This is a genomic window from Paenibacillus amylolyticus (assembly GCF_050990605.1).
Classification (GTDB): domain Bacteria; phylum Bacillota; class Bacilli; order Paenibacillales; family Paenibacillaceae; genus Paenibacillus; species Paenibacillus amylolyticus_H.
This window is the reverse complement of sequence record NZ_CP158832.1, coordinates 5836458-5854032: the sequence shown is the minus strand read 5'-3', so window position 1 is coordinate 5854032 and position 17575 is coordinate 5836458. Positions and strand designations below refer to the sequence as shown.

Genomic DNA, 17575 nt, shown 5'->3' with positions numbered 1-17575 from the left:
CCTTTTGCCGATATATAAAGGTAACTGACTTAAAAAGAGGAGAGATGATTGAATGCAACGTACGAAGAAGCCGATAATCTGGCTGATGATGGTGGCACTGGTTGTATCTCTAATACCAGCTGGCCTTGCACCAGTCGCATCGGCGGCGGGACAGACGAGTTATTTTACTCCTGATAATACAGCCAACGTTCCATTGAAAAGTACAGTAGGACTCAAGATGACTGGAACAGGCTCTGATGTTCTTTCTCGTTCGACTGCTTTTGTGGTAACTAGCGCGGAGCAAGCTGTAACAGGTACGTTTACGAATGTTACTGGCTCAACGTTGGGTGCCAACGTACAGCTATTGAATTTAAAAGATGGAACATGGGTTCCAGATAGTTCAAGATTAGCACCAGCTGTTGTCACAGTTGATCCTAATCGCCCGGATAATCGCTTTAACGCAACACTTACCTTGTTCCCCGGAATGAACAAAGTGACGTTTACCGGTTCCCAAGGTCCAAGTGAGCGTTCCGAAAGCTTTTATATTTTGTATGACTCTGTACCTTACATCGAGAAACTGCAGGTTTTGGGTGGAGCTGATAATCTCGATCTGAATGAAGGATCGCAAGTCGTTGTGGATACGGGTGATGTGACGATTCAAGGTGTAGCTCACAACTCTTCCAAAGTAACAGTAACACTGAATAATGGTGAGGCTTTACCAACATCCTTATCTACACAAGATGGTACCTTCTTCTCACCAATGCTTCGATTAAAATCAGGTAAGAATGATCTAGTTGTAACCATTGAGAGCGGCGTAGACAAAAACAAATTCACGTACTCTCTGCTTTACTATGATGAAGAAAACCCGTTTTCTCAGCTCGATCTGAAAGAGGGCTCGGATGGGCTGTCTCAGAGTATGTTAACTGATCGGCCTACGTATGGGGGGGATCCTGCACAAGCCCGTGTGATGGTTGAGTTGCTTTTGCCGGATGATAAAACCACTGCTGTTCCTGAAATTTCTGTGGATGGTGTGTTGACTAATATTGTTCCCAAGATTGAACCCATTCCTAGTGTGGGGATCAACACACCTTCATATTCTCTGTTTTCATTCGAAATTCCATCTTTGAAGTTTACAGAATCAGCAACTGGCACACCTCCAGTCACTTCGATTGATTCTCTACAGAATCATTCGTTGACTGTCAAATATGGAAAAAACACAGCCAGTGCAAACATGAATTTTCAATATCTAGAGAACGAAACGGTAATTACGGATTTAAGATACCTTAAAGACTACAGCGGTTCTGGTGATGCACCAGAAGGGGTACCACTTTCGGGTTCTAGTGTCACTTCTGCAGATTTCTATATCCTTGTAGAGACTAGCAGAAATCCTAATGGAAGCTTATTGACAGCGGAATATCTTCCAAGGAGCACAAGCCCAATTGAACTTTCAACAACGCCTATACAGGTATCTCCAACGAAATATATTTATCAAATTAAAGGTTTCAAAAACGGAAATCAAACGGTTCAGTTTAAATTTACTGGATCAAAATCAAGCAAAAACGCAACGATCTCGTTTGCTTCCAAAAACTATATTTTTGTGAGCAACCTGACGGATGGCCAAACATATGATATGAATTCCAAAAAAACAGATAAATTGTTGCTTGAAGGTAAGTACGTTGATTTTGCCACATTAGATAGCAAATACTTTGTAGCAGAGATTTTTGCGAACGGAGTTAAAGTGTATTCAACACATCCTGCAGCGAACACAAAGCAAAAACAATTGACTTTGGGTGCTGATGGAAGTTTCGAGGATGTTGAGATTGATATCGATGGGGACACAGGACCATTATTCTTTGGGGAAAACCGTATTGTATTAACGGGAACAGGAACTGGAGATAAAGGCCAACTAAATGAAGTAACTAAAGAATTGCGTATTTACATCAATGATAACAATGTATCTACAATCAATAATTTTCAACCTGCACCAAGTAAAAATCGCTCGACATTCCTTGATCCATATAATCCGGATGACCAATGGGTGAAAAACCTATTTAACCTGTCCACGGATTTCACATTTGCGGACAAGAAATATACGACCAGCCTGAAAAACTTTGACTTGGCTATCCGTGGCGCAGGGGCGACTCGAATGAGCTTGAGTATGGGTACTCAAACGATTTTTGACTTGAACATACCAGATGGATCGGCAACTAATACAACTTGGGAAGATCCAATAATCGCTCCTGAGTATGCACTGAACAATGGTAATGTTATTGTGGATCGTTCCGGAAGTCAGAAGGACTTTGTGGTGCGGTTAAGAGACCTAAAAGCGGAGACACCAGGAACATACATCTATACACTGGATTTGTATAACAAAACAGGTGCAAAAACGAGCCAAAAGGTAGAAGTGGTCAGAGAAGCAGCGGGTTATCGCATCTTGGCTCCACGTCCTACCTCAGGCAGTCAAATTGTTGTAAGTAAAAACTTTGTTCATTTTGATATTGAGGCTGAAGGAGCTACTTCTGTTGTAATTGACAAAGAAACGGCTAAGAAGCTTCAGGGCACAGAAACAGATCGTTTTGCTTTGGATTATGTTGGGCTCAAGGCTGACAAAGTGAATAAAATCAAGTTGACGATTGATCGCAATGGTGTCAAAACAAATGATACAGTGGAAGTGTACTATACAAGCAACACGGGTGTTGACTCTCAGTATATGGCGCCTAAGGTAGCCAACAAATATTCAGCATTCAATAAACAGCTGGAACTCAGTTTCCCGAAAGGCACGGTAATGCAAAGCACAGACCTCAGCGGGATTGCTAAATTCTATCCGAACAACAAGCTGTTGTTTGGTATTGCTGATCCGAACACAGGAATTGTGGAGCGGAAGAACGACTATGGCAGCATCGTTGGTTTCAGAACAGAAGCAGAGGATCCGAATCCATTAAGCGTTCCCGATGACTATTATAGAAGGTTCTCCGCAATTGTAGGGGACTCTGTAAACTTTAGTCCAGTTTCCGAAATTTACTGGGTAAGCGGCGGCCTTGGGGAGTCGGGTACAAGAGGAGATAATAATTACAAAGAGCCAACGAATGGAATTGGCCCTTATACTGTAGATTCCTTATACGGTAATCCTTTGACACCTGCAGAGCGAAAAATCAAGCCGTCACAACGGGGTACATTAACTCTTGCTTATGATCCGAATGTAGTAGATGATGCTGGTTCAACCATTTCCGTATTTTACTATTCACCAAGCAGAGAGTGGAGACGGATTGGTGGCGAAGTGGATTCGAAGAAGCATACAGTGACCGTTCCTTTTGATGAGTTTGGTTACTATAAAGTAATGAAGCTGAGAAGAAGTTATAACGATATTACGAACCATGGGTGGGCAAGAAATATTCTAAATGCACTCTATGCTAAAGGATTCATGGCTCCATTGCGCTTTGAGCAATTCGGTACAGATGACCGTACATCGCGTGGAGAGTTTGCAACTCTTCTTGTGAAAGGTCTGAATTTACCAATTACGTCCGATAGTAGAAGAACATTCACGGATGTTGCACCAGGTACAAGTTCATTCACATGGGATTATGACAGTATCGAGACCGCAGCAAGAGCGGGTATCATTACTGGTTTGACAGATGGTGTATTCGGACCGGATCGTCCGCTGACACGCGAACAGGCTGCAGTGATGATTGCACGGGCACTAGAACTGAAAATGGCTGCTAATGATAGCAAACTTCAAAGTGCACTTGCGAAGGCATTCATCGATTCCGGCAGCATGGAGAGCTATGCTGGACCAGCGGTACAAGCTGTGACCAAAGCTAAGATTATGGAGGGTTCTCCGGTTACAGTGGCTGGACAGAAGAAGCCACAATATGCATTTAACCCGAAAGGTAATCTGACGCGTGCAGAAGCAGGTAAAATTGCTGTTGAATTATTGAAAAAGAGCACAAAAGTATTCCCTAAAAACTTAAGTTAGTTTTGAGATGAATGGATGCATTTTAGGAAGAACCTGCCCCTCATTCTAAAAGGGGCGGGTTCTTTTTATGACTGTGAAGCAACTGATATAGAACTCTTTTATAATAGAAGAAATCTGTTTTTTACCAATAACTATTTTTGTAATTTGTTAGAGATTAAGATACAATAACGGTAAATACACAATGATCTAGAGGGTGAAGTTAGCTAATGAAACCGATTTATTCGAAAGCCCAGCTGGGCTACATGAAGGCAAAGACACAGTTCGAGAAGCAAGCAGTCATTCTGGAGAAGAAATTGGAAGATACACGCAAGACTCAGGAGATCTCTCAGGAAGTTATGGAAGGGCTTGTACAGTCCACTGGCTTCCATGATGCGTATAACAATCTGGTTCTGGCTGAGAATGAGTTGATTGAATGGTCTCACACAACGATGAAGCATGAGAAAACGTACCGTGAGAACAGACAACCAATTGACGATATGTATCTGAGATTGAACAGTGATCCAAATATGCGTGCTCAAATTATTGAACTCGCGATGAAGATTAAATAACTTATATTTCCAGAAATGCACCAGAAGCATCCCAATAGGGGTGCTTTTTTATTTTATTTTTTGTGAATTTTGTCGCTTCATAGGTTAAAGTTGCGGGTATAAATAAACGTTGGTAGCACAGACAAACCAGAGATCACAATTCCAGATTCACTGCTGTATCAACGGTTTGAAAAGGTTTTGGATGGCTTCAATACCCGCACTGTATCTATACATAAAAAAAACCAAAACTTTTTTTGTGCAATCCGCAACTTTTTGATATCTGCTGCGTTTAAAGTGTATAGTCGAAAACATTGGGCCTGTTACCAAGAATGACCTCGTGAAGAATCTTGTCTATTTATTAGAAAAAATTGCTTTACGCCACGAGAGACCCATTGTATAATACGTAAGGTAGGATTAGGAAACTACTCTATTTACGTGTGATTCTGCTTTACAAACTAGTTTACAAGTTTCTGTGATATGCTCACAGACATCATTTATATTAACTTGCTCACAACTCTGGAAAGGGGGTGCAACAATATATGAGGAATACGAGCGACCCTATTAAAAAAGAAAATTCAAATGTTATGAACGCCCAAGGAGGAGAAAAAAAGGTTATGAAGAAAATTTTATCCGTAGCATTGTCTACAGCAATGGCATTCTCAATGTTTGCATCTGTAGCATTCGGTGACACAGCAGTTTCCGCGCAACAACAGTTTGATGCATTGAAAGCAAAAGGTATCTTCAACGGTTATCCGGATGGTACAGCAGGTCTTGACAAAGACATGACTCGCGCTGAGTTTGCAAAAGTTATCACTAAATTGCTGGGTCTGAAAGAGATCACTGGAACTCTTTCTTACACTGACAAAAACTACACAGCTAAAAACTGGGCTGTACCTTACATCGAAGCAGTAACTGCTGCGGGTATCATGGAAGGTAAAAACGTTGAGAAGAAAATCTTCGACTTCAACGGTAAAGTGACTGTGTCCGAAATGGCTACAATCCTGACTCGTGCATTGGATCTTGAAATCCCAACTGAAACAAACAACACTGCACCAGCTTGGGCTAAAGGTTATGTTCAAGCAGCAATCAACGCTGGTTTGGTTGATGCAAACACTAACTTCACAGCTAACGCTTCCCGTGAATTGCTTGTAGGCGCTGCTTACGCAATTGACGAAGCACAAAGCTTGAAAGTATCTTCTTACACAGTAACTGAAGCTGGTAAAGTTGTTGAGTTCAAAATCAGCGACGGCGAAACAGTTAAAGTAACTTTGGATAAAGCTCTCGAAGCTAACAAAGAAACTGAAGTGAAATTTACTTACAAAGATAAAGAGTTCACTGAAAAAGTTACTTATGTAACTACAGTAGCTCAAGCGGTATCTTCCGTATCTGCTACAAACTTGAAAGAAATTACAGTTAAGTTTGATGGTACTGTAGATCCAAACTCTGCTGAAAGCACTAATAACTATGTTGTTAGCGGATTGACTTTCAAAAGCGCTACATTGTCTGATGACAAAACTACTGTAACTTTGTTGGTATCTGAAGGTAACACTTCTTTGACTAACCAAAGATCAACTAGTCTTCAAATCAACAATGTTAAAAATGCTGATGCAACTAAAACATTCACACAAAAAGTAGAGTTTACTCCACTTGATGTTGCAGTTCCAGAAGTAAAAGAAGTTAAAGCTTTGGGAACAAAAGCTTTCAAAGTAGTATTCAGCGAGCCAGTTAAACCAGAATCTGTAAACGCAACTTCTTTCCGTGTAGATAACAACGTAATTGCAGCTTCTGTAAAATACGTTTATCCTAACACTGCAATTGTAACTACAGATCTAACTGCTGGTGAGCACACATTGCGTGTGAGCGGCGTACAGGACTACTCTGGTCTGTCCATCGTTCCAGTGGAAAGCAAATTCACAGCAACTGAAGATACAGCTGCTCCTAAAGTAGTTGGTGTTAAATCCAACGACTTGAAAGAAGTAACTGTTGAGTTCGACGAAACAGTGAAAAGCGTTGCAAGTGCATATGCTAACACTACAGGCAACACTGCACAATCCATTGAAATCAACGACAACAAAGTTACATTGAAATTCAACAATCCGTTGAATGTATCGGAAAACACAGTTTACTTGACTGCAGTATCCGACTATAGCAATAACTCTGCTTCCGTTGACACTAAAGTAACTCCAACATTGGACACAGTTCGTCCAACAGTTGTAGATACTAAATTCAAAATGGAAAATGGTAACTACATTGCTGAAGTTCAATTCAGCAAATCACTGAAATTGGATTCCGCACAAAACCCAGAGAACTATGTTCTTAAAGATGCAGATGGTAAAGTTGTAACTGCTTCTGGATTGACTTCTAAAGGTCACCCAGTAATCACACCAGTTTATACTGATAACAATAAAACTGTTAAAGTTAACCTGGGAAGCAGCTTGAAATCTGATGCAACTTACACTCTGACTGTATCTGGTGTTATCGATACTGCTTACATCGGAAATGTATTGTTGCCTTACACTGCGACACTGAACGCTAACACAGCTCAAAACGGTAGTGTTACACGTGTATGGTCCGATGTGACTAACGGTGTTCGTTACGTGTATGTTCAATTCAACAAAACTTTGGCTACTTCCGGTGACGGTAATGCTCTGGATGCAGCTAAATATATGGTAACAAACGTTGATAACAATGGTACTCCTATTGGAACTCCATATCAAATCGCTAAAGAAAACAATGACATTACATTGATTTCTACAAACACTGTTAGAATCGCTGTTACAAATAACGTTGCGATCAGTGACTGGGCTAAAGCTAAAGTTTCCGCAAGCTACATTAAAGATTCCGAAGGTAAATACTTCAACAGTGGTAACTACACTGTAGGATCTAACGTAGGTTCTTCCGAAGTACTTGCGACAACTGACGATGTATATGCTACAAGCCGTAACGAAGTTAAAGTTAAATTCAACACAGCGTTGTCGAATGTTAACTTGGGAGACTTCGATCTGAACGGAATTCGCCCTACAAGCTACACAATGGCTGATTCTAACAAAACTGTAGTTCTGAAGTTTGCTGACAACACAATCTCCAATGATGTTGCTGGTTATACTTTGAAAGCTACTAACCCTAGCACTCAAGATAGCTTCGGTAACAAACTTCAAGCGTTCACTGCAACCGTAAAAGATGGTATTGCTCCAACGGTAACTTTGAAAGATATCGTTAGAACTGGTAACACTGTTACAGTAACTGTATACGCTTCTGAAGCTCTTACTCAAGATGGAAACTATGGTGCGGCTTACATCCAAGGATTGTTCAGCATTGATGCAGGTAGCGGCGTGACTACAACAGTTACAGGTGCTTCTATCGGTACTGATGCAAGAACAATTACAGTTACTGCAACAGTAGCTGGTAATACAGATGGAAAAGTAGCAACTGTTAAATTCGACGGTGCTAAAAACAAAGCAGCAAAAGCTATTAACGACGCAAACGGCAATGCATTGGATGAGTTCTCATTCGGTAAAGAGCTGTAATTTATATCTTACTAAAACAGCCTTGCATCTTTATAGATGCAAGGCTGTTTTTTTCGCCCGGGAGGGGTAATATCTTGGCGGTTAAGTCCGAAATAGTTTAACAGTAGGAAAAACACCCGCTTGAGGTACTGTCGATTGCGCTCAAATGGTTGAACCGCCGTATGCGGAATGCTACGTACGGAGGTTTGAGAGATAGGCTACTCAATTAATAAGAGTCCTCCTACTCCATTTTATTTAACTTAGAGAACTTTTAAATTGTTGATACACGACAACATCGTAACTTTCTCCTGCTCTTAAACGTTTATACTATAAAGTAACAAGCAACTTATGGGAGGTTTGGAAGTGGATCAAAAGAAAATGTTTGTGAGCTTGCTCGCAAGTGCGATGTTGATCAGTTCAACCGCTGGGATCGCCATGGGAGCAAGCACAACCAATAAAACGTCTGCCACCAGTTCAAATAGCAAGAAAACGACAACAACGCAGAAGGTTGTACATACCCTGGGTAACCTGTCAGCTGTTAAAGTAACAGCACGAAGTTCCGTAAGATTAACAGATGTAAATATTTTGACTCAAGATGATGGCAATGTGGTTACGTATACATTGTCTTACAAGAACAATGATAGCACCCCAATGATGATGCTCGATTACTGGAGCAAGGTAAAGACAAAGGGTGGCACATCGTTCTCGCCAAAACTGATTGCCAAAGATCAGGAAAAGAAAACCGTCGCGCCTGGATCAACAGTCGAATTGACCTATGTCATGAAAGTGGGTCGCGAAGTTAAACTGAGCGATCTGAACTTCCTCATCGTGAAGTGGGATTTCAGTCAAGCTAACTATGAACGTACGTTGGGTAAGTTTAACGTGCCCGCATCCTATAGTATTACTACACCTGTAGGTAAGCCGAAGACGGTTCGTCTTAGTGATTCTGCCGTGAAGGTGAAAGTATCAGGCATTAAAGTGTTTCCAGGTGAAGATAAGAAACAGTATGTGAAAATTGGCGTGAATTTAAACAATATCAGCTATAAATTGCTTGAAAATCCGAATATCAAATGGATTTTGCGTACGCCAAGTGGTACGAACTATCCGCTAACTCCGGATGAAGACAGCACGAGTGTCAGTATTCAAGCCCAAGCTAATATGGCTCTCAGTCTGATGGCATCTCTTCCAACGTCAGTGAAGCTGCAAAAGTCTGAGTTGTTGCTGGTAGAAGAACAAGGTGAAGAGAAGAGTGTTCTGCCTGTTGCTGCTTTCCAATTACCAGAGGCTAGCAAAACGAATGTAGAAGTGGCTGCTAATCAGCCAAACATTATTTCGGTTGAAGGACAACGACTGTCCACATTACTTGAATCCAGTAAAGTCAGAATCGATGATGGTGAGTACAGTCTTAACCTTCAAATGAAACTCAAGAATGAAGGTAAGAAAGCCATTAAGGTGCCGACATATACCTTCGAGGTACGGAATACTGACGGAACAGTCTATCCGATCGAAACCAAAGCACTGGATACTTTGAAGTTGAACCCAGGCGATATCAAGACGATTAAGCTCAATGCAATCCTTCAGGGTGATGGGGATACAAAAAAGATCAAGCTCTATGTAATGAGCCCGGTGGACAAAAATGAAAGTACAGAGTCAGCAACAGCTTCTTCTCCAACCAATGGATTTGTTTTCTCCTATCCTGTAGGCGTCTACGCAATTCCTGAATCGGTATCCAGTGGAGATGGATTGACGACCGAAACGGTCATTAAAAATAACAAAGGTACATTTGGTGTGTCTTTTGGATCGTTACAGCGTTTGCCTTGGCTGGACAGTGATATTGTTGCTGCCAAAGTAACCATTCGTAATGCAGGTAACAAAACAGTTCAACTTCCTGAGCTTGAAGCGATGTTTATGATTGATTCTGCTGAGATTGAAGGAGACAAGAAGTTAATCTACACACAAAGTGGCAAGTTACTTGGAGCCGGCATGACCACCGAGGCCTACCTGTTGACCAAGATTCCTTCTGAATTACGTATCTCTCGTCTTGAACTTAGTCTGAACGAGAAAGTTAGTGAAGAAGAAACGAATGAGTGGATCACGCTAAATACGTCTGGACTGATTTCACCGGTATCTTATGTTGGAAGCGGCAAGACATACACATCGGGTACGGCGGATAAAGAGACCGAAATGGGTGTACGCAGAACGATTCGTTATCCAGGGACGTCTTCAGATATTGTATATACAGAATTCGAAATGAAGAATAAATCACTGCGTCAAAGTGGGCTTGGCAAACTTGTAGGTTACTTTAAGACATCGGATGGCCAATATTACAGAGCAACTGCGAAGCAAGCAGAGCGTCTGCCTGGGCCGGGTCAGAAGTCGATCGTTACGTTCTGGGCTAAGATTCCGAAGTCCGTTACCTTCTCAGACTTGCGTCTGATTGTGGGCGAAGGCATTGCAGACAGCAAGTTTGTAACAGGTGAAGGGGAAGCGACTGCTTATGTGAATGCTCTGGCATTCGAAGTGCCGCCAACTTCAATTAGCGTTCAAAGCTCGTTGACCAATATTGATCTCTATCCTTACTCTTGGACTGCCAACAGTGTGAGAGCGTATCTGGCAGGAAGTTCGTCTGTACAGATCGAGATGAACTACAGCTTATCACGTAATGAAGAGATTGAGATGGGTGAGAACGAGCATAAGTTAATCCTTACACTGACGGATCAAGCGGGAAAAACATATGAGAAAGAACTGACCTTGGGAACCGATCTGAAAGTGGGAACTAACCAGACGCTGAGCTGGAGTGTAGAAGACAGCTTCTTCGAAAAATTGCGTGGTGGTTCGTATCGTTTGACAGTATATGATCAATTTCAAGGACAACGTATCCGTCTTGCAGAGCAAAGTTATGGATACGACATTTCTAAGCTTCCAAAAGAAGAACCGGAGTTCCCTACGTTCCCATCGGATGGGTTTTGATAAAGAACAGCCAGCACTATAATTATCCACAAAACCTCGTTTCCACCTCCACGGAAACGAGGTTTTGCTTGTCGCATCCCTATTTTTTCTCTATAGTTAAAGTTAATAGATTACCAGAGGAGGAAAATGATTCACATGAAACCTTATATGAAAGTATCCATTGCTGCACTAGCGATTGGTGTTGGCGTGTGGGTTGGGTCGGTACACAGCAACACAGCTATCGGTGCAGGTACAAGCCAGCCAGGAACAGCAGACGATCCGGTTGTAACGAAGAGTTATGTAGATCAGCAGATTCAAAAAGCATTGGGTGGAGGCACAAGTACGGGTTCTGGCAACTCATCTGGCAGCAATAACGGCTCTACGGGAACCGGAAACTCAGGCAGCACAGGTGGAGACACTACCCTTCCTCCACTGGTCTCAGGCGCATCTGATGCTGTTGAGATCGTAACGGTTAAGCCGGGTCAACAGCTGATCGGCAAGTCCGGTGCGGAGTTCATTGTACGTAGCGGCAAAGCTGTGATTGTCAGTGAGGGTACGAATGGCGTAGCTGATCTGACGGACGGGATTGATCTGACAAATGGACAGGCAGCGCCGACCAATCACCTGCTCTCTTTTCCAAGGGATGGACGGGGGATCACGGTATTGGAAGGAAACAAATATAGCCTAACCGTAATGGTTCGTGGTGGATATACTCTGAAATAGGATTTGTAGCTGTTAAAGGAATTATTCATTCGTCATACATTTCATTTGCTCAGATTACCCAGTTCTAACAAACATTAATACGGCTAGCCAACCTTGTTCCTGCTCACTCTATAACTGTCGACAACCAATTAACGGAGGTGCAGGAACCATGGCTAGAAACAATCGCAGAGTAGTACCCGAGAGTCGTCAAATGCTGGATCAGATGAAATATGAGATTGCTGCAGAATTTGGTCTGAATGTGGGTTATGGTGGCAGAGGTTTGGCTGGTGCGGATACAGAATTTGGATCTGAACTGGGTGAAGTGAGTGATCACTCTTATGGGCAATACAAAGGGTGGGGACATCTGACTTCCCGTGAGAATGGATCGGTCGGTGGAGAGATCACCAAAAGGCTAATTCGCCAGGCAGAGCAGCACTTATAGGGCATTTTCCTTCACCCAATCCGTTTGACACGTCTTGACAAATACGTTAAGATGGCATATGAGGTATGCAACCTTTTCCAGTAGGGAAAGGTTGATTTTCGTTTGAGGCAATTACCTGAAAAATCCTTATCTTCGCAACTGCGGACCCTGCGTCCTTATTCCATTTTGGAAAGCTTCGAGGGTACAGTGAACGAATCGCTGTCATGTTTTGTTCGGGCAATCGCCATACTACTAGTTATGGGAGGTTGAAACTTCATGTCTGTTAAAGGCCGGCATCTATTTACATCGGAGTCTGTAACCGAAGGACATCCGGATAAAATCTGCGATCAGATCTCAGACGCCGTATTGGACGCGTTTCTTGCAAACGACCCCAATGCTCGCGTAGCTTGCGAAGTTTCCGTAGCCACAGGCTTAGTGCTTGTCATTGGTGAAATCAGTTCAGCTTCTGAATATGTGGACATCCCGTCCATCGTTCGTAATACAATTAAGGACATTGGCTACACACGTGCTAAGTTCGGTTTTGATTATAACACTTGTGCAGTCCTGACTTCTCTGAATGAGCAGTCCGCTGATATTGCCCAAGGCGTTAACGCAGCGCTTGAGAACCGTGACCCGGAACAAGTCGCTCGTGAAACAGAAAACATTGGTGCGGGTGATCAAGGTCTGATGTTCGGTTTTGCAACAAACGAGACACCTGAACTCATGCCTTTGCCAATCGCATTGTCCCACCGTATCGCACGCCGTCTGGCGGAAGTGCGTAAGAATGGTACATTGGAATATCTTCGTCCGGATGGTAAAACGCAAGTAACGATTGAATACGACGGTGACAAGCCGGTACGTGTGGATACCATCGTTGTGTCTACTCAGCACGCTGAAGAGACTACATTGGAGCAGATTCAAAACGACATCAAAGAACATGTAATCTTGCCTGTCGTTCCAGCTGAATTGCTGGATGAGCAGACAAAATATTTCATCAACCCAACAGGACGTTTTGTTATTGGCGGACCTCAGGGAGATGCAGGCCTTACTGGACGTAAAATCATCGTAGATACCTACGGCGGTTATGCACGTCACGGCGGTGGTGCGTTCTCTGGTAAAGATCCAACAAAAGTAGACCGCTCCGCAGCATATGCGGCTCGTTACGTAGCGAAAAACCTTGTAGCTGCAGGTCTTGCAGACAAAGTGGAAATCCAGCTCGCTTACGCGATTGGTGTAGCCAACCCGGTATCGATCAACGTGGATACATACGGAACTGGCAAAGTCAGCGAAGAGAAATTGGTTGAGCTTGTGCGTAACAACTTTGATCTTCGTCCGGCTGGCATCATTCGTATGCTGGATCTGCGTCGCCCAATCTACAAACAAACCGCTGCTTACGGTCACTTCGGCCGTACAGACCTGGATGTACCTTGGGAGCAAGTGGACAAAGTGGACCTTTTGAAAACTCAAGCAGGTCTGTAAGTTAGATTCAAAAGTAATGAAGCCCTTGATTCCGTTAAAGGAATTAAGGGCTTTTTTGTGCTTCCATCGATTTCACTGCTTGTCATGAACAAAGGAAAAATTATGGAATATATCCCCAAATAACTAAATGAAATCCCTTCTCTAACCGAAATACATAATGAGGTCTGTACATCAGACAAGAGAAGAAATTCAGATAAGGGGGAAGATCAGTGAAATTGAAGGGAATCGCCAGAAAAGGCATACTTGGACTCTTGATCGTTATGCTGACGGCTCAAGGCTGGCTTACGGGTTGGAGTGGAGTTGAGCGGGAAGCATATGCGGCACACGCATTAAGTGCAAATGGAATAACGAATACTGTTCCTGCTGTGAAAGGAACGAATGTGGATAGTTCAGTACCATTCGTTATTGATTTTGATAAACCTGTTCAGAAAGCAACTGGTACACAAAGTTCAATCTTGATTAAGCGTTTGGATGACAACACAACGATGGGTTCGGTGCTAGTATCCAGTGAACAAGTCGTGATTGATCCCACACCACCGATTACAGATCCTACGACACCGGATGCGGGAGACAACACACCTGTACCAGCTACTGGCCTACGAGTGACGATTACATTGGGCAAGACTCTACCAGGAGCAACATACTACGTAGAGATAGATAATAAATCATTTGTTTACGCGGACAATACTGCATTTCCGGGACTGACTAACAAAGAGTGGACCTTCAGTACGCTGGGGCTAGGCTCAACTTCCCTTGTGAGTAGAGTTCCTGATAACGCAGCAATAGTATCCCCTTCAACCAAGGTAGTGATGACATTCGATAAGCCGGTAACCGCAGGTAGAGGGAATCTCATTATTTATCAGGGAAGAGTTGGTGGTACTGTATTTGAGCAGATTCCAGTAAACGCAGGAACACCTCGAATTACAGGTTTTGGAACCAATACGATTACGATCGTTCCCACGAATAACTGGAACAACAACACTACATATTACATCGTAATGCCAGAAGGTTATTTGCGGGATAGCAATGAGAATGATATCAGTGCAATTAATGGGAATGTTTGGGGATTCAATGTCATATCCGATCCGACATCCCTTATGGTATCTACTGTATCTCCCGCAAACGGTACTACCAATGCACCCTTAACGGGAAATTTAACAGTTACGTTTAATAAAGAACTTGATCCAAATTACATTCAGAATGTAACGCTCAAAAAATCAAATGGAGCAACCGTTGCATCTAAGACGGTCATAAATAGTGCAAACAATAGACAATTGCTTATTACACCTACAAACGCATTAGATAGCAACACAAATTACGTGGTAGATATTCCAGCCAATGCGTTTCGTGATAAAGCAGGAAATACATTTACAGGTCTTAATGGGTCTACATCATGGGCCTTTAAAACATTAAGTGCAGATACAACTGCACCTGTGTTGAAGAATGCGAAGATGCATAGCAATAACACCATTCGCCTGACGTATGATGAGTGGCTGTACAGCACTAATTCGCTGAGTAGTACTTATGCTGTAACTGTAAATGGTGAAAAGAGGAATGTCAGCTCCACTTATATCTCAGGTGACAGTGTATATGTTGTCTTGGATACGGGTGTAGCGGTAGGACAGGTTGTGCGGATCGCATATGCACCCGGTACTACAGGTAATCGTCTTACAGATCAGTCTTCCAATGCTGCGGCTGCTTTTGGCGCAAGAGATGTGGAGAACGGTTTAGATTCTGTTATGTCCAAGCCGCGAGAAGGTAACGTGTATTACAGTACAATGACGTTGTACTATCCTGAGACGGTATATATCACTTCAAGTGATGCAGCAAGACAATTCAGTGTAACTGCGGATCAGTCGGCTGTAGGCATCAATAGCATATCGATCAACGGCAGCTCTGTGGTAACGTTGAATCTTAGTCGATCCATTACGGATGGTGAAGTCGTTCAGGTTGCATACACGCCAGGTTCATGGCCTGTAAAAGATACACGTGGACAGGCTCTTGCTGGATTCAGCGGCTTCTATGTCCGCAATTCAATTGATACCAAACCACCTGAGTTCAAGAGTGCTGAGGTGAGTGGTAACAAGTTATGGATACGTTATAATGAACCACTGAATACGACGAATAAACCGCTCAACAGCCAATATTCTGTTCTGGTCGATGGCAAGCCCGTCTTCGTTAATGATTCCGAGATCGAAAATGATCTGGTCACGTTAACGCTGGCTTCGGCGGTGAAAGATACGCAAAATATATCGTTATCATATGTGCCTGGAGCATTGCGATTAACGGATCTGAACAATAACCCAGCAGGATATCTCAATCTGACTCCAGTAACGTACACATATGGGAATGGCAAAATCCTGTCGGCTACGCTTCAGGGAGACACGGTTCAGATTAATTTCCGTGATTCAATCCAGTCCCAGGCTGCACTAACAGCATCTCAGTTCAATGTAGTGATTGGTAATTCAACGACAACCGTATCGTCTGCTTCAGCTTCTGGATCTGTGGTGACGTTGAAAGTGGATACTTCAACAGTAGCATCGACAGCTACTCCGACGGGAACGGTGAGTTATGTACCTGGGGCGGTGCCGTTACGTGATGCGTCGAATGTCACGATAACAGCATTTGGTCCACTTACGTTACAACAGACGAATAATAGTTCCAACAACAATAATCAGTCGGGAAATCGTCCTTCCTGGTTGTCGGAATTGGATGCATCGAGCTATGGTCAGTCTTTACTTGTGATGAATAATACTACAGGTTCTGCTGTATCTGCGATGTCCCACTATAATCGCCCGACTCGTCAATTCAACGTGGATGCAACCAAGTTGATTCAGTCCTTTGAATATGCTGGAGCAAACGGGAAATTGACTCAGCCGGTAGTATTCGAGATTTCGGACAGTGAATCGGCTGCGTATGTTGGATTCCCATTAAATGCACTGACTCAGATTGCTGCAAGTTATCGCACAGGCACTATTGGTGTGAAATATGGTGATCTTCTCTGGACGGTGCCACTGTCTAATCTAGATATGGCGGCTATGATTCGGAGTGTAGGAACGTCAAACACAAGTACAACGACAGGAGCAGCAGTGCCATCCTTATACGTTCAGTTAGAGACGGTACCTGTGTCTTCATCGGGGACGATGGAAGGCTTGATTGCAGGTGCAGGAGCACAGAAGCTTGGCAACTATACGGACGTATATTTGTATGCCGGTAACGGAACAAGCGATCAACGTGTGGATCAGAATGTCAAAAGCCAACTGGCCATGCAATTGGCTGCCAATACTCCAAGTGTAACATCCGGATTTACGTATATCGATCCAGTTACGTTTAGATTATCGAATGTACCTAGTTCCTTTAAAAATACGACAGGTGGTGTAGTTGTTAGAGGACAACTGAATGGCAATCAGTCGGTAGTCCCTGTTAACAACATCGTTAGTTATCCGGATACGGCGTCACACTGGGCTAGTGAGGTCATTAAGGAGCTCTCTGCCAAATGGATAATTAACACACCGGGTGGTTCCTTCTACCGACCGAATGAGAACATAACACGTGCGGAATTTGCTGAATTGGTCGCTAGAGGTCTAGGACTGAATGGAGAACCTACCGCAGCAAGTCGTTTCCAGGATGTTCGCAGCGGTAGTGTGACAAGTGCCTATATCGGTGCTGCTGCTGAAGCGGGAATCATTACAGGAAATACCGATGGTACGTTTAAGCCGGATCGCCCTATTACGCGTGAGCAGATGGCACTTATGATGGTACGTGCGATGAACTACGGTGGGAAAACAGTCTCTCTTCAATCTTCAGCTGCCACCACTCTTTCCAAGTTCAAGGACAGCAACAAAATCCAGTCTAAGGATTCTGTTGCCAAAGCGGTGCAGGAGGGAATCATTCAAGGCATGACAGCCAGAACATTTGAACCTCAGGGAAATGCAACTCGTGCACAGGCAGCAGTCATGTTGAAACGGGTTTTGGACAAGTTAGGATATCTATAATAGTAATTAGCTCTTTTATCTTAGTGAAGCGAAATCGATCAGAG

At 43.2% G+C, this 17575-nt stretch carries 8 protein-coding genes; all 8 read left to right on the top strand.

The features are described 5' to 3' along the window. Window positions 1-52 precede the first annotated feature (52 nt). The 8 genes from ABTV53_RS25710 (at window position 53) to ABTV53_RS25675 (ending at window position 17531) form a co-directional block, all read left to right on the top strand. The gene (locus tag ABTV53_RS25710; RefSeq protein ID WP_433747858.1) at window positions 53-3952 is read left to right on the top strand and encodes an S-layer homology domain-containing protein; all 3900 of its coding nucleotides are present in this window, start codon (window positions 53-55) and stop codon (window positions 3950-3952) included. Between the two features lie 206 nt (window positions 3953-4158). Next, entirely contained in the window at window positions 4159-4500 is a 342-nt protein-coding gene (locus ABTV53_RS25705) for a hypothetical protein (protein WP_036612519.1), read from the top strand. A gap of 518 nt (window positions 4501-5018) precedes the next feature. Then, window positions 5019-8006 carry an S-layer homology domain-containing protein gene (locus ABTV53_RS25700; protein WP_433747855.1) on the top strand — a complete coding sequence of 996 codons (2988 nt, stop codon included), beginning with the start codon at window positions 5019-5021 and terminating at the stop codon, window positions 8004-8006. Between the two features lie 342 nt (window positions 8007-8348). Beyond that, window positions 8349-10955 carry a hypothetical protein gene (locus ABTV53_RS25695; RefSeq protein ID WP_433747853.1) on the top strand — a complete coding sequence of 869 codons (2607 nt, stop codon included), beginning with the start codon at window positions 8349-8351 and terminating at the stop codon, window positions 10953-10955. Between the two features lie 135 nt (window positions 10956-11090). Then, on the top strand, window positions 11091-11657 hold the full coding sequence (locus ABTV53_RS25690; protein ID WP_433747851.1) for a hypothetical protein: 567 nt from the start codon (window positions 11091-11093) through the stop codon (window positions 11655-11657). Between the two features lie 148 nt (window positions 11658-11805). Next, complete coding sequence (locus ABTV53_RS25685; RefSeq protein WP_433747848.1) at window positions 11806-12078, top strand: small, acid-soluble spore protein, alpha/beta type; 273 nt, start codon at window positions 11806-11808, stop codon at window positions 12076-12078. Between the two features lie 255 nt (window positions 12079-12333). Then, window positions 12334-13536, top strand: a complete 1203-nt coding sequence (metK, locus tag ABTV53_RS25680) for a methionine adenosyltransferase (RefSeq protein WP_433747845.1) — start codon at window positions 12334-12336, stop codon at window positions 13534-13536. Between the two features lie 209 nt (window positions 13537-13745). Next, window positions 13746-17531: an S-layer homology domain-containing protein gene (locus ABTV53_RS25675; RefSeq protein WP_433747842.1), complete on the top strand. Its 3786-nt coding sequence runs from the start codon at window positions 13746-13748 to the stop codon at window positions 17529-17531. Window positions 17532-17575: the final 44 nt, after the last annotated feature.